Below are 26,424 nucleotides of genomic sequence, written 5' to 3'. Positions count from 1 at the left end.
CTCCCGCATGACGTTCTGCTGGCGTTGGCTTGTTGCCACGCTGCCGAAAATAGTTGATTGAATTGCCCCTATGCGGCGATGCCGCTGCGGGCCGATGGTAACATCGGCTTGAATCCCCTGTAGCAGAAGAAAGCAAGCATGAAACAAGCAAGCATGGCACGGCTGCTGGCAGCGGCGCTGCTGATGCCGACGCTGGCCGCGGCGGCCGGCCTGCGCATCGTCGGCGAGCATTTGCCACCATCGAGCATGATGGAAGGCAATGTCGTCGTGGGGCGTGAAACGCTCAAGGTGCGCGGCATCATGGCGCGTGCCGGTATCGCCTACAGCATCGAATTGCTGCCGTGGAAGCGCGCGTATGCGCAGGCGCTGCGCGAAGCCGACACCTGCATCTTCTCCACCAGCCGCACGCAGGAACGCGAAGCGCAATTTCGCTGGATCGGCCCCCTCAACGAAGCGGAATGGATACTGTATGGCCTGGCCGAGCGGCACCTCACCTTGCGCACGCTGGCCGATGCGCGCGGCCTGGTGATCGGCACGGTGCTCGGCGACGCGCGCGACGATTACCTGCGCCAGCGCGGCATGAATGTGGCGCCCGTGACGCAGGAGTGGCTCAATCCGCAAAAGCTGCTGCTGGGGCGTATCGACCTGTGGGCCGTCGGCATGGCGGTGGGCAGCAAGCCTTTCGTCGGCAAGGAGTGGGAGGGCAAGGTGGTGCCGTTGCTGACTTTTAACCGTGTGCAGACTTACCTCGCCTGCAACAAGCAATTGCCCGAGGCGCAGGTGGCGGCCATGCAGCGCGCGGCGGCCGCCATGCGCCGCGATGGCAGCATGGCGCGCGAGCAGGTACGCTAGCCGCACCGCTTCAGCTTTCCAGCCACTGGCGCACGCAGTTGCGTCCTTCGCGCTTGGCCTGGTACAGGGCCTGGTCCGCATGGCTGTAGGCCGTCTCGAACGGCGTGCCGGCACGGTTCCAGCTCAGGCCCACGCTGACGGTGATGGCGCGCGTGATGGGTGCCGCATGGCGCTGGCGGCCGACGGTCTCGCAGATGCGCTGCGCCACTTGCGCCGCGTCGTCGCGCGAGGAGGTGGGCCAGACGACGGAAAATTCTTCGCCGCCGACCCGGCCGATGGCCGTTTCCTGTCCCAATAGCCCCTTCAGGCAGTCGACCACGGCCTGGATCACGCCGTCGCCGGCCGGGTGGCCGAAGTCGTCGTTGACTTGCTTGAACAGGTCGATATCGAGCACGATCAGGGCCATGTCGCCCTGCGCCAGGCAGCGCGACGCGTGGTCGATCACGGCGCCGCGGTTCAGGGCGCCCGTCAGCGGGTCGTGCGTGGCGCGGTATTCGAGCTGGCCGGCCAGGGTCTGCAATTGGCGGTTCAGCAGATGCATGTCGCGCTCGGCGCGGTCGCTGCGGCCGATCAGGCGCCGCGTCTCGCGCATCAGCCGCTCGTAGTGGATGATCAGTTCACCGAGCACGCGCCGCTGTTCCGCGCCCGAGGCGTTGGCGTCGGCGTGCATGCGGCGCGCGGCGGCCAGCGCTGCCGCTTCCACGGTGAACAGGTCGGGCTCCAGGCCGGACTCGGAGAGGGCGGCGCGCATGCCCTAGCTGCCCTGCACGGGATGGTCGTGGAAGTCCAGCGCCGTGAAGTCCTGCCGCAGTTCCTCGCCGAATTCCAGGATGGTATCGTCGTCCTCGTCGTGATACCAGTTCAAGCGCACCTGGTTGCCATCGACGGCCGCCTGGTTCAGGGTGTCGAACAGGGTAAACAGCATCTTCGTGCTGGAGCTGTTGAAATAGGCCAGCGAGACGTTGACGGTGATGGTGCTCTCGCGGCAGCCTTCCAGGTAGGCGCGCACGGCGGCGATCAGCGGGCCATAGAAGGCGGCCGCGTTTTCCGGATACGACTCGCCCTTGATCGACAGGGTGTGCTGCTCGAAACGGAAGTCGATTTCGGGCGAACTCGGAGTCGCGGCGATGAACAGTGGTGACGGTAATTGCATATGCTTTCCTGAGTCGGCTCTTTCAAATGATGGCTTTGATGCAGAAGATGGTGTGGCCCGGTTCCTGGGGATCCTGGACGAATTCGAATTCCAGCGGCTCGCTGGCGTCGCGCGCCATGGTGAGAAAACCGAGGCCCGCGCCCTTGCTGTCGGCCGGCGCTTCCTCGCGCAGCGCCTTCTTGTAGGCCAGGCGGATTTCTTCCATCGTCATCGTGTGCAGCGGCTCCAGGCGGGCGCGGATCTGCGCCACGTTGTCCGTCGAGACGGGGTTGGCGCACAGCAGAAAAAAGCTGTCGCCGCGCGTGCCGATGCAAAACGAGCCGCGCCGCATCTGCTGGTCCAGCTGCGCATCGGGCGTCAGGCTGTCGGCCGAATAATGCATGATGTTCTGCGACATCTCGATGAACGAGGAAAAGATGCGCCGCCGCGTGGGTCCGGCCGCGCCGGCCGTGTCGAGGCGCGCCTTGATGGTTTCGGAAATGGCGTTCACCACGTGCTGCGAGAAATAGCCCACGTAAAAAAAGATGATGTTGCGCTTGCGGGCCACATCCCAAAACTCGTTGAATTCTTCGTACAGCACGTGCGTGCTCCTGGCTAGCCGGTGACCCGGTTTCTTGTTGATAAGGTGGCGCGATGGCGCCCAAACTACAGGCGGAAACAGAAAAAAGTCAGGTCGTCGCGGCGCGGCTGCGCTCCCTGCCAGGCTGCGCTGTCCTGCAGCAGGGCCGCCGCCACGCCGCCGGCGGAAGCGTCGCGCCGCGCCAGCAACTGCTCGCGCATGCGCCGCTTGCCGTAGGCGATGTCGCGCGCGCCGCCGATCTGGTCGAGCAAGCCGTCGGTGGTGAGAAACAGCAGGCTGCCGGCGGGAAGGGCGAGCGTCTCGTTGTGCCAGCAGTAGCCGGCCGGCGTGTCGACATAGCCCACGCCCATGCGCGCGCCATCGATGGCGCGCACGGCCTCTTCGCCGGGCGCCACCACGTGCAGCGCCAGTTTCGCCCCCGCGAAACGCAGGCTGGCGCTGGCCGTGTCGTAGCACAAAAAGGCGCAATCCATGCCGTCGTTCGAGCCTGCGTGGCCTGTGGCCTCGCTGCTGCTGGCGCCGTCCTGGCCCAGCAAGGTCTTGATGGCGCGGCTGACGGCGCCGATCAGGGCGGCCGGGTCGTGCGGTCCCAGTTCGCGCAAGGCCTGGCTCAGGGCCGACGAGGCGATCAGGGTCATGAAGGCGCCAGGCACGCCGTGGCCCGTGCAGTCGGCGATGGCGGCGAACCAGCCGCCCGCATGGCGTTCGAAGAAGTAGAAATCGCCGCCGACGACGTCGCGCGGCTGCCATTCCAGGTGCGCGTCGGGCAGGGTGGCGCGCAGTTCCGCATCGGAGGTGCGCAGCAGGGCGCGCTGGATCACGCTGGCGTAATCGATGCTGTGCATGATCTGCCGGTTCTTTTCCGCCTGCATGGTGGCGACCACGTTCATCAGCTGCAAGCCGAAGCCGACGCCGGCCAGCGCGCCATCCTCGGTGATGATGAAGCCGTCGGCCAGCGCCTTCTCGCCCGCTTCCACGGCGCGGAAGGTGAGGTCTTCGATGCTCATGGCGCCGTCGACGATCAGCGGTTCCTTGTCCATGAAGGCGATGCAGCTCTTCTTGCCGTACACCTCGTGATAGAAGGGCTTGGACATCTGCGACATGAAGATGTTGCGGCTGATTAATCCGATGGGCTTGTGCCGCTCCGTGACGGGCAGGCTCATCATGTCACGCCGCTCCGTGAACAGTTCCAGCACGGCGAAGTTGCTGGCGTCGGCCTGCACGGATTCCGTGGGAACGCACAGATCAAGCGCCACGGACGTGCGATAACGGGGAAGATGCAATCGAGAAGCGTTGAACTCCACAGCGGCTACCTTTAGATGACGGTCGGACCCTTGTTGTCGCGAGAGCAAGGCGACTGACAAACAGGCAATATCATCATGGTAGCCTTTGAATATGACGGCTTGATTACCAGCTTGTCAAAACCGTATGCAAGATGGCTGCATGGCAAGCAACTTACAGGCGCCGGGCCAACGCCTGCGCCTGTTCCAGCCAGCGCGCGCGCTGCGGCTCGGTGGCGTTCAAAATGGGACCGAAGCTGGCCACCTTGACGGGCTTGATGCCGCAAAATTCCAGCGTCGTCTTGCGCAGCTGGTGGATGCCAGGCATGTGGTAGACCCAGCGGAAATACCAGGGCGGCGTGTCCATCGTCACCAGCAGCTGGGCCGTGCGGCCCAACAGCAGCTGCGCCGGGAAAGCCTTGCCCGGGCGATATTTGAAGGCAAAGCCGGGCAGGAAGACGCGGTCGACAAAGCCCTTCAGCAGGGCCGGCGCGCCGCCCCACCAGATCGGGTAGGCGAACACCAGGTGTTCGGCCCAGCTGATGGCTTCCTGCGCCGCCAGCAAGTCCGCTTCCAGCGGCTGCACCTGGCGGTAGCCTTCGTGCAGGATGGGGTCGAAATCGAGCTGGCCCAGGCGCAGTTCGCGCACGGTGTGGCCTTCGCTGCGGGCCGTGGCGGCGTAAGCATCGGCCAGGGCGGCGCAAAAGCTGTCGCTGGACGGGTGGCCGAGGAGTATCAAAATGCGCTTGGGTGTCGTCTTGGTCATGATGCAGGCTGTCCGTTAAAGAAGAGCTTGCATGCTAAAGCCTGCCCCTGGGGGCAGAGTCAAGCGGCCTCTTGTGCGCGCTGGCGTGCCAGACAGTCGCCGATTTCCGTGTCGATGTCGGCCAATTGCGCATCGAGCTGGCGCAGGCGGGCGATATCCCGCTGTACCTGCGCGCGCTTGGCGGCGATGTGCCGCGACAGGGCCGCCCAGTCGGTATCGTCGCCGGCCAGGACGGGCAGCAGTTCGGCCAGGCGGAAGCCCAGGACTTGCGCCTGGCGTATCAGCTTGACCTGCGCCAGGTCTTGCTGCGTGTAGACGCGATAGGCGCCGGAACGGCGCACGTCGCCCAGCAAGCCCAGCGCTTCATAGTGGCGCAAGGCCTTGGGCGAGGTGCCCGCCAGGCGGGCGATTTCTCCGATGTACATGCTTGTTCTTGTCCTTTTATCGAGTCACGGCGCACGCAGTGTAGCGCAGGCGGGCCGCCTGGCGCTAGCTTGTGTGCTGCCTCAGGACGCTTTGCGCGGCGGGACTTTCTTCGCCGTGCATTCGGCGCAGGTGCCGTACAGCGACAGCGCATGCTCATGCAGCACGAAGCCCCGTTCGGCGGCGATTTCATTCTGGCGCAGTTCGATGCCTTCATCGACGAATTCGTCGACCTTGCCGCAGCCCGTGCAGACCAGGTGGTCGTGGTGCTGGCCTTCGTTCAGTTCGAAGACGGCGTGGCCCGATTCGAAGTGGCGGCGAAACAGAATGCCCGCTTCGGCAAATTGCATCAGCACGCGGTAGATGGTAGCCAGGCCCACGTCGATCTTTTCGGCCAACAAGAGTTTGTAGACATCGTCCGCGCTCAGGTGCTTGATCGTGCCTTCTTGAAACAGCTGCAGAATCCGCAAGCGGGGGATGGTCACTTTCAAGCCCGATTCACGCAGTTCCCTCAATATATCCATGTCTCCCATTCCTTTTGTAATCGCTGAGCGAGGTCATTCATTATATCGCAAATGATAATCATTACTATTCTCATTTGTATCGTGCGAACTGGAAATATTATGCTGGCTAGCTGACCTGCCAACCAGTGACATCGGCGCAAGTAGTGATTGCGTGGCGGGCAACATATGCCGGCATTGCGCGCCGAAATGGAGGCCATGCAAGCGGTCACGCTGCATTGCCGCATTTTCTTGACCTGGGCAAAGGAAAAAATGCCTCTAGTGATGCCATCTAGCACTATTTGATGTGGATCAAAGTTTTTGTTGCAGCGCACTCTTAGACTTCGCAGCGTTACTTAACGACAAAAAGAGGGAACTAGAATGAAAAAGTCCGCAACTGCAGCAGCAATCGTCCTGGCCGCCATCGGCGCATTCGCCGGCAACGCAATGGCACAGGAAAGCCCATGGCTGGTCCGTGCCCGCGCCGTGCACCTCGATCCGGCCAACAAATCCACGCCGGTCTTTGGCACTGGCGCATCGGACACGATCCATGTCAGCAGCAAGACGATTCCCGAAATTGATATTTCGTATTTCTTCACCCCGAACATCGCTGCCGAGCTGATCCTGACGTATCCGCAAAAGCATGACGTCACCTTGTCCGGCACGAAGATCGGTACCTTCAAGCATTTGCCGCCGACCCTGTCGCTGCAATACCACTTCATGCCTGAAAAACAGTTCAGCCCTTACGTGGGTGCCGGCATCAACTACACGAATATCTCGGACGTGAAATTGCTGAACGGCGCCGGCCGTCTGGAACATGACAGCTGGGGCTACTCGCTGCAAGCCGGTGTCGATTACAAACTGGACAAAAACTGGTCGCTGAACTTCGACATCAAGAAAGTGCAGATCCGCAGCGACGTACTGGCCGGCGGCGCCAAGATCAGCGAAGTCAAGGTTGATCCTGTCCTGATCGGCGTAGGCGTGGGCTACCGCTTCTAAATAGTGATGGCGCCCGCAAGGCGCGGACAATAAAAAAGGACGGCCTTGGCCGTCCTTTTTACGTTTGGTGCACGCCGTTTATTTTTTCAGCGTCTTTTCCAGCGCCAGCTGGTAGTCCGTTTTTTCGTAGCCGGCCAGGTATTTGTTCGTCGCGTCGAGGAAGGCGCGCGAGCGGTAGGCCGCTTCCAGGTCCTTCACCCATGGTTTACCCTTGTCGGCCGTGCGGATGGCGACCAGGTTGATATAGCTGTCCGAGATTTTTTCCACGGCGAGGGCCGAGGTCAGCTTCATGCCGGCGGCCAGGGCGAAGTTACCGTTCACAAAGGCGTAGTCGGCATCGGCCAGCGAACGTGGCAGCTGCGCCGCTTCCAGCGGCACCAGTTTCAGCTTCTTCGGGTTGTCCAGCACGTCGCGCTCGGACGCGCGCAGCGGGTCGACGTTCGGTTTGAGCTTGATCCAGCCCATCTTGGCCAGCATCACCAGCGCGCGCGCCTGGTTGGTCGGGTCGTTCGGCATGGTGATGGTGGCGCCGTTCTTCACGTCGGCCAGCGTTTTTTGCTTGCCGCCGTACAGGCCGATCGGCATGGTCGGCACGGTGATCAATGAGCTCAATGGCAGCTTGTTATCGGTGGCGAACTTGGTCAGGTAGACGATGTGCTGGAACACGTTGGCGTCCAGCGACCCTTCGGCCAGCGCGTAGTTCGGCTGCACATAGTCGTTGAATTCCACGATCTTGACCTTGTAGCCCTGTTTTTCCAGGATAGGCTTGATGCCCAGCTTCAGCTGGTCCGAATAGGGGCCGGAGCTGGTACCGATGACGAGTTCTTTCGGGTCCTTGGCGTGGGCGGCGGTGGCGAAGGCCAGGCTGGCGGCGGCCAGGAGCAAATTACGGCGAAGGTGGTTCATGCAGGTCCTTGTTTCTGAATTTGAATTATCGTTTGTCGAGGCGCTTGGCGATGCGCGTGCCGGCGAACTGGATGGTTTGCACCAGCACGATCAGGATGGCTACGGTGGCGACCATGATGTCCGTCTCGAAGCGGTAGTAGCCGTAACGGATGGCCAGGTCGCCGATGCCGCCGCCGCCCACCACGCCGGCCACGGCTGAATACGACAGGAAGCTGATCGACAGCACGGTCAGCGCCAGCACGAGGCCGGAGCGCGCTTCGACCAGCAGCACGCGGAAGATGATCTGCATTTCCGACGCGCCCATGGCGTGCGCCGCTTCGATCACGCCGCGCGGCACTTCGCGCAGGTTCTGTTCCACCAGGCGTGCCAGGTAGGGAATGGCGGCGAACGACAGCGGCACGCTGGCCGCCAGCGGGCCGATCGAGGTGCCCGCGATGATGCGCGTAAACGGCGTCAGGGCGACCAGCAAAATGATGAACGGGAAGCTGCGCACGGTGTTCACCAGCCAGCCGAGAATCGTCGACAGCGGGCGGTTTTCCAGCGACTGGCCTTCCGAGACGAGGAACAGCAAGATGCCCAGCGGGCCGCCGACCAGGATGGCGGCCGTGAGACCGATGCCCAGCATCGTCATGGTCTGGCCCAGCGCCACCCAGATTTCCGGCAGCAGGTTGATGACGTTATTGATCGATTCTTCAAACATGTGTTGCATCCTTCCATGCGGTGGCTTCAAACGCCTCGGTGCCGTAATACGCCAGCTCGCGTCCCAGCGCCGTCTTGCGCGGGGTGGCCGTGTCGCTCAAATCGAATTGTTCGGCGATGGCGCCTTTTTCCACGACGGCCACGCGGTTGCAGATGGCGCCCAGCACCGACAGTTCATGGCTGACGATGACGATGGTCACACCCAGGCGCGCATTGATGTCGCGCAGGGTGTCGAGCAGGGCGCGCGTCGTTTCCGCGTCCAGCGCGGACGTCGGCTCGTCGCACAGCAGCACGTCGGGATGGCTGGCCAGGGCGCGGGCAATCGCCACGCGCTGCTTCTGCCCGCCGGACAATTGCGCCGGATAGCTGTGCAGCTTGTCGGACAGGCCGACAAGCGCCAGGCATTCCTCGACTCTGGCGGCGATCTGCTCGCCCTTGGTCGTGCCATGGATTTTCAGGGGAAAGGCGACATTGTCGAACACGCTGGCGTTTTGCAGCAGATTGAACTGCTGGAAAATCATGCCGATATTCTGGCGCGCGTCGCGCAATTCGCTCTTGCCCAGGCGTGTCAGTTCGCGCCCGGCCACGGTAATGGTGCCGCTGTCAGGACGCTCAAGCAGGTTAATCAGGCGCAGCAAGGTCGATTTGCCGGCGCCGCTCTTGCCGATCAGGCCGAAAATATCACCGGGATAGACTTCCAGCGTGACCGATTTGACCGCGTGGAATTGTTCGCCTTTGGGCAGCGCGAAGGTCTTGTTCGCGCCATCGATGCGAATCACCGGCGTACGGTGTGGTGTGGTCATGCAGTGTTTCCTTTTTTATTGGACCGTGACAGGCGCGCTTGCAGGGGCCAAATCGCCCAGCCTGTTACGTCGGTTGCGTAGTATACCTCCGATCGTGTTATTACTCCTACGACAGAATCTTGCTTTGAATATGCAAATAATGTCTATGTGCCTGTTTGCTGGTTGAAAAAGCGGGAAAGCGGCGTTCTTGCCGAATTTAATCACGTGGACGGGGGCGGGGGAGCCGTATCTTGGTGAAAAGTTCGCCGCTCTCCGCGGATGCATCGCAGTGCTTTTATGTGCAGTTCAGCTCACTTGCCGTTTTTTGAATGCGGGCAGGGCGGTTTACTGCCCGCCATTGCCCTCTTCCCGGGCAGATTCTGCCCCGCTGGCGGCAGGGCCGCCTTCCGGGCGCCGCAGCAGGTAGACGAGGACGGCGATTTCCATGGCGCCCACCAGTGCGATGACCCACCACGGCGGGTGGCCCAGGCACATGGCGACAAAGCCGATGGCCATGCCCAGGCAAGCCATGGCCTTGCCGCGCCGCGAAACGGCGCGGTGTTCGCGCCACTGGCGCAGCGGCGGACCGAAGCGGGGATGGTGCAGCAGCCAGTGCTCGAGGCGCGGCGAGGCGCGGCTGAAGCAGGCCAGGGCGAGGATCAGGAAAATCGTTGTCGGCATGACGGGCAGCATGGCGCCGATGATCCCCAGCAGCACCATCAGGGCGCCGGCGGCGGTCCAGGCCCAGCGGCGCAGGCGTATGCCGTGCGTTTCGCGCAGTGGCGGCTGGGCGTGCGGCTCCCGCATCAGGCGAGGGCGCCGGCGGTCAGGCCCTGGCTGCGGGGCGGGGAGACGGTGGGATGGGCGTTCAAGGTGCGCATATCGTGGCGGGTGTGGCGGGTGGCCGTCATGTTTTTTCTGTGCTGTGTTCTGCTCTATTATGGATGAATCAAGGCGCCGCTGCATGCCCGCCAGGGCCGTGATGATAACCATTGCAAAGAATAATAACAAGAATCATTCTCATCTATGGCTTTGATAACGCTGGATATTTTGGGCAATGCAGACAATAATCGGCAGCAGAAGGCGCTGTCATGGACATCATTGCCTTTATTATCGATTTTTTCGATGCTAACTAGGCATATTTTCCGTTTTACATCGATCTTCTTGCCATGCATAATCTGTTGCAACTGAAGCCAGACAATCAGCCGCAGCGCTTCCCGCCTGCAGCTGCTTGCGGTTTTGACATCCTCCACTCCTACAGGAATCCATTATGAAAAAACTGCTCGCTTTTATCGCCGCCGCCGGCTTCTCGCTGTCCGCTTTTGCCGCTCCAGAAGTCTATGTCATCGATGGCAGCCACACTTTCCCCCGTTTCGAGTACACCCACATGGGCTTCTCGACGCAGCAAAGCCGTTTCAATAACACCACCGGCAAGGTCACGCTGGACCGCGCCGCCAAGACGGGCGCCGTCGAAGTGCTGATCGATACCAAGTCCGTCGACACGGGTTCGACCCTGTTCAACTCGCACATCCAGGGCGAAGACTTCCTCGACACGGCCAAGTATCCTGTCGCTACCTACAAATCGACCAAGTTCAATTTCGACGGCGACAAGCTGGCCTCCGTTGAAGGCAACCTGACCCTGAAAGGCGTGACCAAGCCAGTGACTCTGACCGTCACCTCGTTCGCCTGCGCACCGCACCCGATGCTGAAAAAAGACGCTTGCGGCGCCAACGCCACGGCCAAGATCAAGCGCTCGGAATTCAATGCCGGCAAATATGCGCCGGCCGTCAGCGATGACGTCACCCTGACATTCGCGATCGAAGCGATCAAGCAGTAAAACGTGTGACAAAATCGACTGCGCGTCGCGCTTTGCGGCCTGCGATGCTTACCGCCTCGGCGGCCCCGTGCAAGCACGGTTGCGCTTCTTGGCCGCAAATCATCGCCGCTCGCTACGATTTGTGTCAGACGTTTGTGTGGTGTTGAACAGATATCACTGCAAACCAAAAATGGCGGCGGACTTCGGTCCGCCGCCATTTTTTTCGTGTGTAATCCGGCATGCGCCAACATTGTGTCGGATTACGCGCTTGCGCGCTAATCCGACCTACGTGGTTTTGCAGGTGCAGCAAGAAGCGGCGGGCCAAAATCCACCGCTTTTTCGACAGTCGGTCGGATGAGCGCGGCAAAGCCGCGCGTAATCCGACATAAGCCGACATGCAAGACGATCATGCCAGGTGATGCACCTCCTGTTGCCCATACACGGGCGTGTTCAACCCTTCCATGCGCGCCTTCAGCTGCAGCGACAGGTATTGGGAATAGTGGCGCGACTGGTGCAGGTTGCCGCCGTGGAACCACAGCGCTTGCTGCTGCGTGGGTTTCCACATATTGCGCTGCTCGCCCTCCCAGGGGCCCGGGTCCTTCGTTGTGGCGGAACCGAGGCCCCACACCTTGCCCACCTTGTTCGCCACCTCGGGCGAGATCAGGTCCGCCGCCCAGCCGTTCATGGAGCCGTAGCCGGTGGCGTACACCACCAGGTCGGCCGGCAGTTCCGTGCCGTCGGACAGCACGATGGAATGGGCTTTCAGTTCCTGCACGCCGACGCCGCTTTTCAGCTTGATCTTGCCGTCGGCGACCAGTTCCGAGGCGCCCACGTCGATGTAGTAGCCGGAGCCGCGGCGCAGGTATTTCATGAACAGGCCGGAATCGTCGTCGCCAAAGTCGAGCATGAAGCCCCGTTCTTCCAGGCGCGCGTAAAAATCCGCATCGCGCTCGCGGATGGCCTTGAAGACGGGCTTCTGGAAGTCGGCCAGGATCTTGTACGGGATCGAGGCGAACGTCAGGTCGGCCTTGGCCGTCGTCATGCCGGCCGCCAGCGCCCGTTCCGAATACAGGTCGCCCAGCGCCAGGTCCATCAGGGAATCGGACTTGACGATGTGCGTCGACGAGCGCTGCACCATGGTCACGTCCACGCCCGCTTCCCACAGGGCGGCGCAGATATCGTGCGCGGAATTGTTCGCGCCGACGACGACCACTTTCTTGCCCACGTAGGCGTCCGGTCCCGGATGCTGCGACGAGTGCTGCTGCTCGCCCTGGAACACGTCCATGCCCTTGAACTTCGGCATGTTCGCCTTGCCCGACATGCCCGTGGCCAGCACCAGCTGCTTCGGCTTCAGGGTGACGGGCTGGCCGTCGCGCAGCACCTGCACCGTCCACTCGCCGCTGGCCTCGTCGAAGCTGGCCGACTCGCATGACGTCGAGCCCCAGTAATTGAGCTCCATCACCTTGGTGTACATCTCCAGCCAGTCGCCGACCTTGTCCTTCGGCGTGAAGACGGGCCAGTTGTCGGGAAACGGGATGTACGGCATGTGGTCGTACCAGACGGGGTCGTGCAGGCACAGAGACTTGTAGCGCTTGCGCCAGCTGTCGCCTGGGCGCGCATTTTTCTCGATGATGATGGTGGGGACGTTCAGCTGGCGCAGCCGCGCACCGAGCGCGATGCCGCCCTGGCCGCCGCCGATGATGACGCAGTAAGGCTGGCGCGCGTAACCGAGTTCCGCCGCTTCCTGCTCGCGGTTTTCCAGCCAGCTGCTGCGGTTGGTGCGCGCCCCGTGTTCCGCGCCCATGGGCCGCCGCCCGCCCTTGGCTTCCTCAAAACCCTTCAATTCGCTCATGGTGGTGAGCAGGGTCCAGATCTTGCCGTCGCGGATGCGGATGAAGCCCACGCCGCGCGCCGCGTTCGTTTCCACCGTGATCCAGCTTTGCAGCACGCCGCCCGCTTCCACCGCATGCTCGCCGTCGGCGATGCGGATGGAGACGGGCTGCACGGCGCCCAATTGGGCGGCCAGCATGGCGGCGATCTGCTCGCGCCCCTCCAGGGTTTTCAGGTTCCAGGTAAACAGCACCAGGTCGCGCCAGTAGCCATCCTGTTCGAACAGTTGCGCGGCGCCCGTGCCGTCGCTGGCGCGAAGAAAGCCTTCGAGCTGCTCCAGGATGCCGGCCACGGCCAGGTCGTGCGGGTTGATATCGGTTTGCATCGTGTCTCCTCCAAGTCTGCTGACTTTATGATGGGATGCGGCTGTGTTGCCGCTGACGATGTTGTAACACTGGCGTTCCGGCGCCGCATTGCGCAGCGCAGCATGGCCGCTCCTGAGACGGAAGTCTCAGCCCGTTTTTCGCATCACTGCCGGTGCGGTGGCACGATGTGCAGCTGCTTGAGGCGCCGGTACAGGGTGGCGCGCGAGATGCCCAGCATGGCGGCCGCCTGCAGCGGGCGCCATTTGGCGGCGTTCATGGCGTGGACGATGCGCGTGCGTTCGGCCAGTTCCGGCGCCGTGTAGGCCACCACGTCTTGCGCGACGGTGGCCTCGCGCATGGCGCGCGGACGCGCCTTGGCCGGTCGCAGCGGCGCGCGCACGCGGGCGTGCAGCCAGGTGCCGCCGCCGGCCAGGCGCAGGGACAGCAGACTGCGTCCCGCGCGCGCATCGAACAGCCTCTCGGCGCGCACTTCCAGCACCTCGGCGACGGGACGCGGCAGGGTGTTCAGGCCCCCGATGACGTCGCGCGCGCAGCGGTTGGCGGCGACGATGTCGCCATGTTCGTCGATGGCAAGCAGCATCTCCGGCTGCACTTCCACGAAGTGGCGGTTGCGGTGCGCCAGCAGGATGCGGCAATGGCTGTAGGACTTGAGGAAAAAACCGTCCTCGATCAGGGTCGCGCCTTGCCGCACCAGCTGCTTGACGAGGCGCTGGCTGTCGCGCGCATCGGGCGAACGCAAGGCCGACGCATCGAGCACGCCGATCAAGTCGCCGTGCGGCGAAAAGATCGGCGCGGCGCTGCAGGTCAAACCCGTGAACGCGGCGCGAAAATGGTCGGTCTTGTGCACGGTGATGGCTTCGTGGTCGAGCAGCACGGAGGCGATGCCGCACGTGCCTTCCTCTTCCTCCGACCAGCACGAACCCGGATACAGGCCCGCCTTCTTGAAGTCCTTGCGCTGGTCCGTGTCGACCACGTAGTCGATGGTCACGCCGCGCGCATTGGCGAGGATGACGCAGTAGCCCGCTTCGCGCACCATGGCGTGCAGGCGCGGCAGGCACTGCCCCGTGGAGCGCAGAAAATTTTCCTCGGACTGCTGGATGGCGCGCAGTTCGGCCCCCGTCAGGATGCGCGGCCCCGTGGTGGAAGCGGGGTCGAGCCGGTAATCGTCGAGCGAGCGCCGGTACGACGACGCCAGCCTGGCCGTATCGGCCCCTGGATTGACGATGCGGCCGGCGATCAGGTCGCGCACGCGGTCGATATGGCTGGTCTGGCGGACGTAGGGCATGGCGCTCTCCAGTGTCTCGTGTCTGTTTTTTATGATGTTTTCGTTTTTAGCACGAAGCGCGGGACCGTGCATCCTGCGCTGCAGCATGGCGCGCGCGTGAGACGTTCGTCTCAGCGCGTGGCCCGCACAATAGGATGCCGCAGGACAAGATAAAAAGTTTCTCTGTTAGCATGCATCGCATGAAGCGAGCGCCGCCGCGGGCGCCAGCCATGACAGGAGAAATGCATGACGATACTGCCACCAACCCGCCGCCTGGCTTTGGCCGCAGCGTGCCTGGCGCTGGCCGCCGGTGCCCAGGCGGCAGAGACGACGGCGCCGCTGTCGGCGGCCGCCAGCGACCCGGCCACGTTGCAATGGATGGTGGGCGCGCCGCCGCCGGCCGATAAAATCATCCGCTTCGACGATGGCAGCTATTTCAATTTCCCGCAGCTGCGCTGGAGCGTATCGCACTTCCGCCAGTTGATGCCGACGGTGGCGGTGGCGCGCGGCTTGAACGCGCCCGTGCCCTTGCCGCGCGCGCTGCGCAACGACATCGACAGCCTGCGCTTCACGCCCCTGGGCGCGAAGGACACCATGACCTGGGAGCGGTCGCTGGGCGCCAATTACACGGACGGCATCGTGGTGCTGCACCGGGGCCGCATCGTGTATGAGCGCTATTTCGGCGTATTGAAGGAGGGCGGCCAGCATGGCGCCATGTCGGTAACGAAGTCCGTGATGGGTACGATCGGCGCGGCCCTGGTGGCCGAAGGCAAGCTCGATCCGGGCAGGAAGGTGGCCGATTACGTGCCGGAACTGGCCAAATCCGCATTTGGCGACGCCACCGTGCGCCAGGTGCTCGATATGACCACGGGCCTGAAATTCAGCGAAGATTACGCCGACCCGAACGCGGAAGTGTGGCAGCACGCGGCGGCCGGCAACCCGCTGCCCAAGCCCAAGGATTACATGGGACCGCGCAGCTATTTCGAGTACCTGCAAACGGTGCGGCATGAGGGAAAACATGGCGAGGGCTTCGGTTACCGCACGGTCAATTCCGACGTGCTGGGCTGGATCATCGCCAGGGTCACGGGGCAGAGCGTCAACGACTACCTGTCCGAGCATGTCTGGCAAAAGCTGGGTGCCGAGCAGGATGGCTACATGTCGGTCGATTCGACGGGTACGCCGTTTGCCGGCGGCGGCTTGAGCGCGGGCTTGCGCGACCTGGCCCGCTTTGGCGAGATGCTGCGCAACGATGGCCGCTACAACGGCCAGCAAATCATTCCGAAGGCGGCCGTCGACGATATCCGCCGTGGCGGCGACAAGCAGCTGTTCGCCAGGGGCGGTTACGATTTGCTCAAGGGCTGGAGCTACCGCGACATGTGGTGGGTCACGCATAACGACCATGGCGCCTACATGGCGCGCGGCGTGTACGGCCAGCGCATCTACATCGATCCGAAGGCGGAAATGGTGATCGTGCGTTTCGCCTCCACGCCGACGGCGGCCAATGCGGCCAACGACCCGACCACCACGCCAGCCTTCGAAGCGCTGGGCAAGCTGCTGCTGGCCAGGCCGCAGTAGGCTGCCAGGTTGGACCGTGCCAGCCGTGCGGCGGAACGGGCACAACTGCAATATACTGTCCTTTCGTCATCATTTGTTTCCTGAGTGATAATTCATGCAACGCACGCAAGGGGAACGCACCGTGGAAACCAGCCAGCCGGATCAACCGCGCCCGCCGCTTTGGCGGCGCCTGCTGTGGCCGGCCGTCCAGCTGGGCTCTGCCTTCAAACTGACGGGCACGCACCTGCTGCACCACGTGATCGGCGCCAGCCTGATCGCCGCCCTGATGCTGGTGCTGGAAGGTTTTCACGTGCTCGAATGGCTCGATGCGGCCATGTTGCGCGCCAGCGCGGAACAGGGGCAGCTGCTGAACCGGGGCAAGGACCCGGGCGCCGCCTACCGGCCCGGCATCATTGAAATCGACCAGCCCGCGTTCGAACAGGTCTTCGACGAACGCGAACCGCTGGAGCGCTCGCGCCTGGAGCAATTGATCGCCAGCGCCGCCGCGCGCGGCAGCAAGGTGCTGGCCATCGACCTGGACCTGGCGCCGGCCGTATATGAGCAGCACAAGGCGGGCGAGCGGCCGCTGGACAGCCTGCTCGACCGGCTGGCCGCCGAGGGACGGAAGCTGGTGCTGGTCCTGCCCGAACAATCGGACCGCAACGCGAACCTGCCGTGGATACGCGCGCGCTGCGCGGCCGGCATCCACTTCGCCAGCCCGCGCATCCGCGAACGCATGGGCGCCGTCACGCGCATCGAGCTGAAAAGCCCCGTGCTGGCGGCCGTGGCTTTCGAGCTGGCACATGGCGCCGACGAGCAGGAGCAGCAGCAGCCCATGCCGGCCGCCCTGTCCGAGCAAAAGGAAGTGGTGGCGCTGGCCGGCCGCGTGTGCCAGCTGGCGCGGCGCACGGGCAGCGAGAAGACATTGGCGCGCCGGGCGTTCGAACCCGTCATCCGCGGCGACGCCAAGGCGGCGGCCGAACAGAACGCCGTCACCGCGCCGTTTCACCCGGCCGCCGTGGCGCCGCAATTCCTCAACCCCACGCGCACGCGCGTCAAACTGGTCGATGGCCAGGCCGGCGTGGCTGCCGGATCACCGCGCAAGGACGTCGTGTATATCGGCAGCACCTATGACGTGCGCGACCGTTATACGACGGCCGAAGGCGAGCAGGCCGGCCTGCACCTGCACGCGGCCGCCCACACGTCGCTGGGCATCGGCACGGCCGACGTCAACAAATATGCGGTGTTCGTGGCCGACATCGTCATCGGCGTGCTGCTGGGCTGCCTGTTCGGCGGCCTGTGGACCCTGTACGGCCGTGCCGAGCTGGCCATCGACAAGCGCATGGAAGACCACGATTTCAGCCGCCTGCACCGCGTGGGCACCCTGGCGGAATTCTATGGCATCCGGCTGATGCTGGCGCTCGTATGGGCCTCGCCGCTTGCCATCGGCGCGCTGGCCATCTACCTGTCGCGCGGCTTGCTCGAGCAGGGCTCGTGGGTCAACCCCGGCCCCCTGATCGCCGGCATGTTCCTGCACGCGATGTCGCTGCGCGACGAAGCCCACCATCCGCACGAGGAAGTGCCGGGTCTGTCCGTGTGGGCCCAGCTGCGCCGCACGCATCCGGGCATCGTATTGGTGCAGGCGCCGCTGGCGGTGCTGCTGTTGATCGTCGCCCTGATCTAGCGCAAACCATGGCGCCGCGGCGGCGCTAAACTGGGCGCCTTTTTCATTTGCAGGAGGATGCCATGCTGAGCGGAGGATGTTTATGCGGCGACGTGCGCTACGAAGCGGGCACGGGCGCCTTCCATGAAACGGCCTGTCATTGTTCGATGTGCCGCCGCGCGTCGGGCGCGCCGTTTGTCGCCTGGTTCAGCGTGCCGAGGGCGAATTTTCGCTGGCTGCAGGGGCAGGCTACACCGTATGCGTCCAGCGAACACTGCACGCGCAGTTTTTGCCCCCGCTGCGGCACGCAGCTGACGTTCGAGGATGAGCGCGACCCGGACGAGGTCGGCCTGACCACTGGCAGTCTCGATGAGCCAGGGCGCTTGCCGCCGCACAGCCATATCTATACGGACACGCAGCTGGAGTGGGTAAAGCTGGCCGACGGCTTGCCACGGTATCGCGGGGCGCGTAGCGAGGGATAAATGGCTTGTGGCAAGTAGGTCGGATTAGTGGGGGCCGCCGAGGCCGCAAGCGCGTAATCCGACAGGTGCTGCCGACGATGTTGTCGGATTACGCCCTCCGGGCTAATCCGACCTACGTGATCAATGATGTCAGCCTATCAGCTTCAACCCCGGCGGCAGCGCCTCGCCCAGCATGCGCTTGGTATTCGCTTCGTCCAGCTGCGTCACTTCGCTGACCATGGCCTGCCACAGCGGTGGGGCGCCCACGGCTTTCAGGCGGGTCAGCACAGTGGCGCGCAGCGCGTCGCCGATGTCGCGCGAGCGGTCGCCCGTCATGCGTGCCAGGTGGGTAGCGGCAAACGCCGCCGGTTCCGTCTTTTTCCAGTCCAGCGCCAGCAGCACGTGCAGCCAGTCGGCCACGGTGGCGCTGTCGACCACTTCGTGCGCGCTGCCGTGGAAGGGCTGGCGCGCGCCGACCCTGGCCAGCGCCCACAGGGTGTTCGTGTCCGCCGCTTCGCGGCCGGCTTTCTCCAGCCGCTTGATGAGCCAGACACCGACTTCGGCCTTGTAAGCGCCGGGGATGCGTTCGAGCGAGGCGCCCAGGCGCAGCATGTCGTCGTCGCTGCCGTTGACCAGGGTGACGGGGCGGCTGCCGCGCTGGGCCGCGTCGGCTTGCAGGTTGAAGGCGAAGTCGTCGAGCAGGCGCAATTGCTGCTCCGTGCTCAAGCCGCCGGCCACCCGACGCCACAGGGTCCACCATTCGGCGCACACCTGGTTATCCTTGTGATGCTGGACGCCCGTGTCGAACAGGGCCCACAGCTGCTCGATGCGCCATGGATCGAGCGTATCGCCATAGCCGGGGCGCAAACAGTAGCCGGTCAGGTTCAGCCAGACCCGCTCATGCTCGGCGGAGCGGCGCCGGCCGCGGGCGCGCAGCATCAGGGCATCGAACAGCTGGCGCAGCAGCGGCGTATCCCAGCTTTCGCGTCCGCCCAGTCCCCGTTCCAGGTGCTGGCGCAGCTGGCGCACTTCCTTGGTCTCGACCTTTTGCGCCTTGCCGCCGAAGATGCGCTCGATCTTTTCGACCGCTTCCTTGATGCGTGGCGAAACGGCTTGAGCCTCGCCATCGCCTTGCTCTTCCTTACCAGCGCGTAACTGGAATTCCAGCAGCCAGCGCTGGCCGGCATCGGCTGCGGCCACGCAGTGCACTTCCAACGTCCCGACTTCCGTCATGACGGTTGCCAGCTGCACGGTGATGTCGCGCTTCTCGCCGCTTTCCGCTTGCAGCACGCTGGCCAGCGGCGGCAGGCGCAGGTATTCTCCGGCGTCCAGATCGACGATCTCGCCCAGTTGCGGCGGCGTGCCCGACTCAAAGAGGGACGTGGCCAGGTGGAAGCGCACGGGACGGCCCAGGCGCAGCGCGAACAGGCGCTCCATCAGGCGGATTTCTTCGCCGCTGGCGCTGCCGCGGGGCAGGATGCAGACGGCGCGGTGGTCCTTGCCCGCTTCGCCCAGCACGAGGAAATAGCTGCGCGGCGAGCCGCCGCCGATGCGTGGCGCCTGGCCGCGTCGCGCCAGCGCGTAGGCGACGGCGCCACGGGCGACGGCCACGTCGGGGTTATCGTTATGCAGGATGGTCAGGGGCTGACCCCGCCAGTGTTCCAGGGTCTCGGCCAGGCGGCGCGCCAGCGCGCCAGCGCGGAACACGCCGCCGTTCAGCAGCAGGGTGTCGGGCAATGCACCCTGATGCTGTTGCAGAAAGCTGGCCAGGTGGCGCGTGATGGCCGCGTCCTGCGCATACGGCAGGCCGAATTCGACGATGCCGGCGCGGCCTTTTTTCGCTGTGTCGCCCAGTTCCACCTTCGGGAAGAAACCATCGACCACCATGGCCGCCACTTCTTCGCGCGTGATGTCGGCGGAACGGCTGCCGCCGATCAAACGCGATCCCGCGCCCAGCAGGGTAACGGTGGCCTTGTCGGGCGCGTCGCTGGAGAGCAGCAATTCCTTGGCGGCGCGGCAGCGCTCCATCAGTTGAGACAAGCGCGCGGCCGACAGCTTCATGCCGCCTTCGCTGCCTGCCGCCATGCGCGTTTCCACCAGGTGCGCCAGCGCCAGGTCCATATTGTCGCCGCCGAGTATCAAATGGTTGCCCACGCTGCTGCGCGTGAGCTGCGGTTCGCCGTCGTCATCGAAGGCCACGTCGATCAGGCTGAAATCCGTGGTGCCGCCGCCCACGTCGCAGACCAAAATGCGGCGCGTGTCGGCCAGGTCCGCACGCAGGGTGGCGCGCCGGCGCTGCAGGAAGTCATAAAAGGCGGCCTGCGGTTCTTCCACCAATCGTAGCGTTGGCAAACCCGCCATGCGGGCCGCTTCCAGGGTGAGTGCGCGCGCACCCTCGTCGAACGAGGCGGGGATGGTCAGCACCAGTTCCTGCTCCTCCAGGGGAGCATGCGGGAAGCGGTGATTCCACGCGGCGCGCACGTAGGCCAGGTAGCTGGCGCTGGCCGCCACGGGCGAGACCTTGGCCACGTCGGCATCGGCACCCCACGGCAGGATGGGTGCCTGGCGGTCCACGTTCGCGTGCGACAGCCAGCTCTTTGCGCTGGAAACGAGCCGGCCTGGTACCTGGGCGCCCAGCTGGCGCGCCAGGGCGCCCAGCACGGCGTGATCGACGTCTTGCTGTCGCCACGGCAGCTGCAAGTCGCCCGCCGCCAGTTCACCGGCGGCAGGGTGGTAGCGCAAGGAGGGCAGCAGCGGGCGTGCGCCCACTTCGCCGGGAGCGACCAGCTGCTCGATGGGAAACAGCTGTATGCCCGCCTGCGTATCGGCAGCATCTGCATACGCGACCACCGTGTTGGTGGTGCCCAGGTCGATGCCGACCAGGAAGGCCGGCTGCACCTTCGCGCCGCGCATGCTTATTGCTGCGGCGTGCCGCGCACGTCGAATTCCACTTTCCAGCGCTCGGCGCCGTCAGGGGAAACGGCCAGCAGTTCCAGGGTGCCCGCTTCCGTCACGCGCGCGTGCAGTTTGACCTGCACCACGTCGCCGGCCGACCGGCCTTCGGCGGACAGCGTCGCCTGGATTTCGCTCAGTTCCTGCAATTCGTCGGGACCCCAGAAATCGAGCAAGTCGCCGATCTGGTCGTTGCGGCGCGTGGACGAGGCGAAGAAGCGGAAGTGTACGGGCTCGCCCACGACCAGGCCGAATTGCTGGCCTGGCAGTTCCAGTTCGCTGCCTTCTTCCATGCCGAACGGTGCCACGCACAGGGCCTGGATCGGCGGTTCCATGCCGGGGATGGCCGGCATGGCCGATTCGATGGCGACATAGAAGGAACTGGCCGTGCCGCCGCGGATGCGCACGCCATGGCCGCGCCGCACGTAGCTGTAGTAGGCGGCGCCGCGCGCGACGGCCAGGTCCAGGTCGGCCCCGGCCAGCATGCGCGCCGGTTCCGCGCCTTCCATGTACAGCCAGTCGTTGACGGTCGCCATGATGCGCTGGACCAGCAAGTCGGACTTGAAGACGCCGCCGTTGAACAGCACGGCCGTCGGGTGCAAGAAGCTGGCGCCTTCCGCCTGGCGGCCCGCGAAGCCTTCCAGTTCGGCCGTTGCTGCCACTTGCCGGCCCAGGAAGGCGGCCAGGTGGCGCGTGATGGCCGCGTCCTGTGCATACGGCAAGCCCAGTTGCGTCAGGCCGGCGCGCGTGCGCACGGCAGGGCGGCTCGATGCTTCCACCTGCGGGAAGAAGCCGTCGAGGATGAAGGTGGATACTTCCGCGCGCGTCAGTTCCGTGCGGATGGAGCCGCCGATCAGTTTCGAGCCGCGGCTCGGCACGACGATCGGTGCCACATCGAGGCCGCTGTCGGCCAGCAGGCTTTCCTTGGCGCTGCGGCAGCCATACGTGAGCGCGCGCATTTGCCAGGCGTCCAGCTGGGTGCCGTTGGCGGCCAGCTTGCGGGCCACCAGGTGGGCCAGGGCCAGGTCCATATTGTCGCCGCCGAGCAGGATGTGTTCGCCGACTGCGACCCTGTGCGGTTCCAGCACGCCGTCGCGCTCGAGCACGGCGATCAGCGAAAAGTCGCTGGTGCCGCCGCCCACGTCGACGACCAGGATGATGTCGCCCGGCTTGACTTCCTTGCGCCAGCGGCCTTCGCTCGTCTGGATCCAGCTGTACAGGGCCGCCTGCGGTTCTTCCAGCAAGGTCAATGAGGTGTAGCCGGCCGCCTGCGCCGCTTCCATCGTCAGTTCGCGCGCCGCCGGATCGAACGAAGCGGGAATCGTGACGGTGATTTCCTGCTCGGCGAACGGCGCTTGCGGGTGGGCGTTGTCCCAGGCCTGGCGCAAGTGCGTCAGGTAGCGCGTGGCGGCCGTGATAGGTGAAATGCGCGCGACTTCCGCCGGCGCGTCGTTCGGCAGAATGGCCGCGCGGCGGTCCACGCCAGGGTGGCACAGCCAGCTTTTCGCGCTCGACACCAGACGGATCGGCGTGGTGGCGCCGCGGCTGCGGGCCATTTCGCCGACGACGAACGGCGCTCCGGCTTCCTCGGTGACCCAGGGCAGGGCCAGGTCGCCGGCCGCCACTTCATCGGCGTGCGGCAGGTAGACGAACGATGGCAGCAGCGATAATTCTTCGACCGTGCCCGGCGCCGACAACTGCGGCACTTTCAGCACGCCGTGGCTGGATTGCTCGCCGTCGCTCTCGACCAGGTTCACATACGACAGGGCGCTGTGGGTGGTGCCCAGGTCGATGCCGATGGCGTAGCGCGGGGTAGTGTTCGTTGTGTCGTTCACAGTTCCACCTCGGCCGGTGCCAGGATGGCGGCGTCGTGCTGTTCGCTCAGTTTCGGCAGGCGCACGCTGGACGCGCGCCAGCCGCGGTGGCTCAAGGTACCCGTGAATGGCGCCGAGCCGACCACGTTGCCCGTCAGGCGTACCTGGGCGCTGTCAAAACCTTGCTGCAGCACGATGCGGCTGCCCTCCGCTTCCTGGCGCACGGCGTCGATGGTGAAATATTCGCGCATGACCTTGGCGCAGCCTTCATGCACGACGCGGGCGGCCGCGCCGATGTCGGCGTCGGCATGGCTGCCCAGGTTTTCCTGGGTGAAGTCGATCAGGCGCGCTTCCCGTTGCAGCAGGGCCAGCAACTGCAGGGCCGCATCCGGCGTCGCTTCTTTCAAGATAACGGGGGCGGCGGCCGGTGTCGGCACGGGGGCTGGCGCCGGGGCCGCTGGCGATACGGGAGCAGCCTCGGGCAGGGACAGCTTTTCCACGCGGGCCGCATAGGCGGCATCCGACAGGGTGCTGAAGAAGGCGCCGAAAGCCAGCGGGACACGGCGCCAGAACGATGGGTGGGACGATGAAGTGCTCATAGGGAACTCGTTTCTCTGATCTGTAGGGTGGCGTCGGCGGCGCGCCCGGTGGCGGGGCCGCTTCGCAGGGTAGTGCTTGTGCCGGGCCTATAGGGCCGGCTGCGTTTGCCCGCATGATACCAGCTACCGGGCCGCCGCCAAAGTCGCCGGCCCCCGCGCAGCTGGCCCGGCGCGTGGATTTTCTTTGTTCCTGCGCAAAGAAACGGTGAATGTTGCGCCGCTTCGACTAAAATCGCGCATTATCTTTTCGCATTGCCTTTATGCCATGCCTACCGACTGTTCCCCCGACTTTTCCATATATCTAGCCAGCAGCACCTACATCGACAGCGACCATCCGGCCGTGCGCGCCAAGGCGGCCGCACTGGCGGCAGGTGCCGTGGGCGACGCGGCCATCGCGGCCCGCTGCTTTGCCTTCGTGCGCGACGAGGTGGCCCACAGCTGGGATTACCAGCGCAATCCCGTCACTTGCCGCGCTTCCGACGTCTTGCAGCATGGCACCGGCTATTGCTATGCGAAGAGCCATCTGCTGGCCGCGCTGCTGCGCGCCAATGGCATTCCCGCCGGCCTGTGCTACCAGCGCCTGGCCGTCGGGGAAGTGGGTCCGCCGTTCTGCCTGCATGGCTTGAACGCCGTGTATCTGCAGGATTCTGGCTGGTACCGCATCGATGCGCGCGGCAACAAGCCCGGCGTCGATGCCGCCTTCACGCCGCCACGCGAGCAACTGGCCTTTCCCGTGCTGGCGCCCGAGGAACGCGACTTGCCGGAAATCTGGGCGGAACCGCTGCCGCAGGTGGTGGCGTCGCTAACGCAATACGCCACCGTGCAGGACGTGGCGGCGCACTTGCCCGATATCGCATTGTTGCCGCTGCAAAAATAATTCAGGAAAGAAATCATGAAAAAAGTGTATGTAGGTCTGATCGGCCTGATGTTGCTGGCCGGTTGCGGCGGCAAGGGCGAAAGCGGCGGGCAATCGAGCGCCGCGCGTCTCGAAGGCAAGGAAAAGGGCAGCGAGTTTCTAGCCTATGAACATAATGTCAGCGTCGATACGCACGAGGCGCAAGTGCGGCCCCTGTATGAAAAAGTCGTTGCCGCCTGCAAGGCCGATACGGAAAACGGCTGCTTGCTGCTCGATTCCAGCCTAGACAGCGGCCGCTACGTGCATGCGCGCATCAGCATGCGCGCCAAGCCGGCCGGCATCAAAAAGCTCGTCGCGCTGGTCGCGGCCGAAGGCGACGTCACGAGCCAGGGCACCAAGGTGGAAGACCTGGGCCGTCCTGTGCTGGACAGCAAGAAGCGCCTGGAGATGCTCAAGCAATACCAGGCGCAATTGCAAGATCTGGAAAAGCGCTCGGGCGCGAATGTCGACGCCCTGATCAAGGTGACCAAGGAACTGGCCACCGTGCAAGTGGAGCTGGAGCAGGCGACGGCGGCCGACGCGCTGTTGATGCAGCGCATCGACACGGACTTGCTGAACGTGGCCATCAGCGCCGAAGGCAAGCAATCGTTCTGGCGCCCCGTCAAGCGCGCGCTGGGCAATTTCACGGACAACCTATCGGAAGGCGTGGCCAACGCCATCACGGCCATGGCCTACATCCTGCCGTGGCTGATCGCCTTCATGCTGCTGTTCCCGCTGGGACGCAAGGGCTGGCGCCGCTTGAGAGGCGTGCCGCGCAAGGATTGATGCCGGGATTGTTGCGTCCGGCGCACCGTTTTACGGCAATTTGAAACCTGGCTGCACAGTCCTTGTGCAGCCAGGTTTTTTTTCGTGCGGCGAGCGCCGCGTGCACCATGGCGGACACCTGCTCGTGCTGGCATGCATTCTGCTTTAACAACATCGTATGCTCAGCTCGACCCCACGAACCCATCACAGGAGTCCCCATGTCACGACGCATCATCCTGAAAGCGGCCGCCGCCGGCGCACTGGCCCTGGCCACGTCCACTTACATGCCGGCAGCCTTGGCCGCCGATACGATCAAGGTAGGCATTTTGCACTCGCTGTCGGGCACCATGGCCATTTCCGAAACGTCGCTGAAGGACGTAGCCTTGATGACGATCGCCGAGATCAATGCCAAGGGTGGCGTGCTGGGCAAGAAACTGGAAGCCGTCGTCGTCGACCCGGCGTCAAACTGGCCCTTGTTCGCGGAAAAAGCGAGACAATTGGTGGCGCAGGATAAAGTGGCTGTCGTGTTCGGCTGCTGGACGTCCGTGTCGCGCAAGTCGGTTTTACCCGTGTTCAAGGAGCTCAACAGCCTGCTGTTTTACCCGGTGCAATACGAGGGCGAGGAACTGGAAAAGAATGTGTTTTACACGGGCGCGGCGCCGAACCAGCAGGCGATCCCGGCCGTGGAATACCTGATGAGCAAGGATGGCGGCGGCGCCAAGCGCTTCGTGCTGCTGGGCACGGATTACGTGTATCCGCGCACCACCAACAAGATCCTGCGCGCCTTCCTGAAAAGCCGTGGCGTCAAGGATAGCGATATCAGCGAGGTCTACACGCCGTTCGGCCACGCCGACTATCAAACCATCGTCGCCAACATCAAGAAGTTTTCCACGGGTGGCAAGACGGCCGTCATTTCCACTATCAATGGCGACTCGAACGTGCCGTTCTACAAGGAGCTGGGCAATGCGGGCTTGAAAGCCACGGACGTGCCCGTCGTCGCGTTTTCCGTCGGCGAGGAAGAGCTGCGCGGCATCGATACCAAGCCGCTGCTCGGCCACCTGGCTGCATGGAATTATTTCGAGTCCGTCAAGAACCCCGTGAATACGGCCTTCATCAAGCAGTGGAAGGCGTATGCCGTGGCGCAAAAGCTGCCGAACGCGGGTTCCGTCGTGACGAACGACCCGATGGAAGCGACCTATGTCGGCATCCACATGTGGGCGCAAGCCGTGGAAAAAGCCAAGTCGACCGATACCGACAAGGTGATCGCCGCCATGGCGGGCCAGAGCGTCAAGGCGCCATCGGGCTTCACCCTGACCATGGATGCCACGAACCACCACCTGCACAAGCCCGTGATGATCGGCGAGATCAAGGCCGATGGGCAATTCAATGTCGTGTGGAAAACCAAGGAACCGATACGCGCCCAGCCGTGGAGCCCGTATATCAAGGGCAATGAGGGCAAGCAGAAGCTGTAAAAAGCTTGCGCGT

25 protein-coding genes are annotated in these 26,424 nt (G+C 64.2%); 9 read left to right on the top strand and 16 right to left on the bottom strand.

What is annotated here, in order from left to right:
- The first annotated feature begins 138 nt into the window (after positions 1-138).
- Complete coding sequence (locus IGS55_RS15325; protein ID WP_230516353.1) at positions 139-852, top strand: substrate-binding periplasmic protein; 714 nt, start codon at positions 139-141, stop codon at positions 850-852.
- A 10-nt stretch (positions 853-862) separates the two neighbouring features.
- Here IGS55_RS15325 and IGS55_RS15320 read toward each other — a convergent pair whose 3' ends face one another.
- From IGS55_RS15320 to fur, 7 genes are all read right to left on the bottom strand, one after another.
- A complete protein-coding gene (locus IGS55_RS15320; protein ID WP_046683987.1) occupies positions 863-1,603 on the bottom strand; it encodes a GGDEF domain-containing protein in 741 nt (246 codons plus the stop codon).
- A gap of 3 nt (positions 1,604-1,606) precedes the next feature.
- On the bottom strand, positions 1,607-2,005 hold the full coding sequence (locus tag IGS55_RS15315; RefSeq protein WP_230516352.1) for a DUF1987 domain-containing protein: 399 nt from the start codon (positions 2,003-2,005) through the stop codon (positions 1,607-1,609).
- A gap of 22 nt (positions 2,006-2,027) precedes the next feature.
- A complete protein-coding gene (locus tag IGS55_RS15310; protein WP_034756676.1) occupies positions 2,028-2,585 on the bottom strand; it encodes a SiaB family protein kinase in 558 nt (185 codons plus the stop codon).
- 65 nt (positions 2,586-2,650) lie between these two features.
- Entirely contained in the window at positions 2,651-3,808 is a 1,158-nt protein-coding gene (locus IGS55_RS15305; protein ID WP_230516416.1) for a SpoIIE family protein phosphatase, read from the bottom strand.
- Between the two features lie 232 nt (positions 3,809-4,040).
- Entirely contained in the window at positions 4,041-4,631 is a 591-nt protein-coding gene (locus IGS55_RS15300; protein WP_230516351.1) for an NAD(P)H-dependent oxidoreductase, read from the bottom strand.
- Between the two features lie 59 nt (positions 4,632-4,690).
- The gene (locus IGS55_RS15295; protein WP_230516350.1) at positions 4,691-5,056 is read right to left on the bottom strand and encodes a MerR family transcriptional regulator; all 366 of its coding nucleotides are present in this window, start codon (positions 5,054-5,056) and stop codon (positions 4,691-4,693) included.
- An 81-nt stretch (positions 5,057-5,137) separates the two neighbouring features.
- The gene (gene fur, locus IGS55_RS15290) at positions 5,138-5,578 is read right to left on the bottom strand and encodes a ferric iron uptake transcriptional regulator (RefSeq protein ID WP_034756687.1); all 441 of its coding nucleotides are present in this window, start codon (positions 5,576-5,578) and stop codon (positions 5,138-5,140) included.
- A 357-nt stretch (positions 5,579-5,935) separates the two neighbouring features.
- On the opposite strand from fur, the gene IGS55_RS15285 reads away from it, so the two are divergent.
- Positions 5,936-6,553: an OmpW/AlkL family protein gene (locus IGS55_RS15285; RefSeq protein ID WP_128142591.1), complete on the top strand. Its 618-nt coding sequence runs from the start codon at positions 5,936-5,938 to the stop codon at positions 6,551-6,553.
- Positions 6,554-6,631: 78 nt separating this feature from the next.
- On the opposite strand, the gene IGS55_RS15280 is transcribed toward IGS55_RS15285, so the two are convergent.
- The 4 genes from IGS55_RS15280 to IGS55_RS15265 form a co-directional block, all read right to left on the bottom strand.
- The gene (locus IGS55_RS15280; RefSeq protein WP_230516349.1) at positions 6,632-7,459 is read right to left on the bottom strand and encodes a MetQ/NlpA family ABC transporter substrate-binding protein; all 828 of its coding nucleotides are present in this window, start codon (positions 7,457-7,459) and stop codon (positions 6,632-6,634) included.
- A 25-nt stretch (positions 7,460-7,484) separates the two neighbouring features.
- Positions 7,485-8,159 carry a methionine ABC transporter permease gene (locus tag IGS55_RS15275; protein WP_230516348.1) on the bottom strand — a complete coding sequence of 225 codons (675 nt, stop codon included), beginning with the start codon at positions 8,157-8,159 and terminating at the stop codon, positions 7,485-7,487.
- The gene (locus tag IGS55_RS15270; RefSeq protein WP_139089807.1) at positions 8,152-8,961 is read right to left on the bottom strand and encodes a methionine ABC transporter ATP-binding protein; all 810 of its coding nucleotides are present in this window, start codon (positions 8,959-8,961) and stop codon (positions 8,152-8,154) included. Before IGS55_RS15270 ends, IGS55_RS15275 begins: the two co-directional genes overlap by 8 nt.
- 324 nt (positions 8,962-9,285) lie before the next feature.
- Positions 9,286-9,747: a YbaN family protein gene (locus IGS55_RS15265; RefSeq protein ID WP_268991855.1), complete on the bottom strand. Its 462-nt coding sequence runs from the start codon at positions 9,745-9,747 to the stop codon at positions 9,286-9,288.
- A gap of 463 nt (positions 9,748-10,210) precedes the next feature.
- On the opposite strand from IGS55_RS15265, the gene IGS55_RS15260 reads away from it, so the two are divergent.
- Positions 10,211-10,777, top strand: coding sequence for a YceI family protein (locus IGS55_RS15260; protein ID WP_034756709.1), 567 nt, complete (start codon positions 10,211-10,213; stop codon positions 10,775-10,777).
- A 385-nt stretch (positions 10,778-11,162) separates the two neighbouring features.
- On the opposite strand, the gene IGS55_RS15255 is transcribed toward IGS55_RS15260, so the two are convergent.
- Complete coding sequence (locus IGS55_RS15255; protein WP_230516347.1) at positions 11,163-12,971, bottom strand: NAD(P)/FAD-dependent oxidoreductase; 1,809 nt, start codon at positions 12,969-12,971, stop codon at positions 11,163-11,165.
- 143 nt (positions 12,972-13,114) lie between these two features.
- Positions 13,115-14,257, bottom strand: coding sequence for a sigma-54-dependent Fis family transcriptional regulator (locus IGS55_RS15250; protein ID WP_230516346.1), 1,143 nt, complete (start codon positions 14,255-14,257; stop codon positions 13,115-13,117).
- Between the two features lie 225 nt (positions 14,258-14,482).
- Between IGS55_RS15250 and IGS55_RS15245 the strand changes: the two genes are divergently transcribed.
- From IGS55_RS15245 to IGS55_RS15235, 3 genes are all read left to right on the top strand, one after another.
- Entirely contained in the window at positions 14,483-15,811 is a 1,329-nt protein-coding gene (locus tag IGS55_RS15245) for a serine hydrolase domain-containing protein (RefSeq protein WP_230516345.1), read from the top strand.
- Positions 15,812-15,905: 94 nt separating this feature from the next.
- The gene (locus IGS55_RS15240) at positions 15,906-17,474 is read left to right on the top strand and encodes a CHASE2 domain-containing protein (RefSeq protein WP_230516344.1); all 1,569 of its coding nucleotides are present in this window, start codon (positions 15,906-15,908) and stop codon (positions 17,472-17,474) included.
- A 62-nt stretch (positions 17,475-17,536) separates the two neighbouring features.
- The gene (locus IGS55_RS15235; RefSeq protein WP_051991803.1) at positions 17,537-17,935 is read left to right on the top strand and encodes a GFA family protein; all 399 of its coding nucleotides are present in this window, start codon (positions 17,537-17,539) and stop codon (positions 17,933-17,935) included.
- 129 nt (positions 17,936-18,064) lie between these two features.
- On the opposite strand, the gene IGS55_RS15230 is transcribed toward IGS55_RS15235, so the two are convergent.
- From IGS55_RS15230 to IGS55_RS15220, 3 genes are read right to left on the bottom strand one after another with little or no spacing between them, the layout of a single operon-like run.
- The gene (locus IGS55_RS15230) at positions 18,065-20,827 is read right to left on the bottom strand and encodes an Hsp70 family protein (protein WP_230516343.1); all 2,763 of its coding nucleotides are present in this window, start codon (positions 20,825-20,827) and stop codon (positions 18,065-18,067) included.
- 2 nt (positions 20,828-20,829) lie between these two features.
- Positions 20,830-22,701: an Hsp70 family protein gene (locus tag IGS55_RS15225; protein WP_230516342.1), complete on the bottom strand. Its 1,872-nt coding sequence runs from the start codon at positions 22,699-22,701 to the stop codon at positions 20,830-20,832.
- Entirely contained in the window at positions 22,698-23,279 is a 582-nt protein-coding gene (locus IGS55_RS15220) for a DUF2760 domain-containing protein (protein WP_230516341.1), read from the bottom strand. Before IGS55_RS15220 ends, IGS55_RS15225 begins: the two co-directional genes overlap by 4 nt.
- A gap of 265 nt (positions 23,280-23,544) precedes the next feature.
- On the opposite strand from IGS55_RS15220, the gene IGS55_RS15215 reads away from it, so the two are divergent.
- The 3 genes from IGS55_RS15215 to urtA all read left to right on the top strand — a co-directional run bounded on the left by IGS55_RS15215 (position 23,545) and on the right by urtA (position 26,411).
- Positions 23,545-24,156, top strand: a complete 612-nt coding sequence (locus IGS55_RS15215; RefSeq protein ID WP_230516340.1) for a transglutaminase-like domain-containing protein — start codon at positions 23,545-23,547, stop codon at positions 24,154-24,156.
- Between the two features lie 15 nt (positions 24,157-24,171).
- A complete protein-coding gene (locus IGS55_RS15210) occupies positions 24,172-24,960 on the top strand; it encodes a DUF4349 domain-containing protein (RefSeq protein ID WP_230516339.1) in 789 nt (262 codons plus the stop codon).
- A 197-nt stretch (positions 24,961-25,157) separates the two neighbouring features.
- Complete coding sequence (gene urtA, locus IGS55_RS15205; RefSeq protein ID WP_230516338.1) at positions 25,158-26,411, top strand: urea ABC transporter substrate-binding protein; 1,254 nt, start codon at positions 25,158-25,160, stop codon at positions 26,409-26,411.
- The last annotated feature ends 13 nt before the right edge of the window (positions 26,412-26,424 follow it).

It is taken from the genome of Janthinobacterium sp. EB271-G4-3-2 (assembly GCF_020858035.1).
GTDB lineage: Bacteria > Pseudomonadota > Gammaproteobacteria > Burkholderiales > Burkholderiaceae_D > Janthinobacterium > Janthinobacterium aestuarii.
This window is presented reverse-complemented; position numbering and strand designations above follow the sequence as displayed.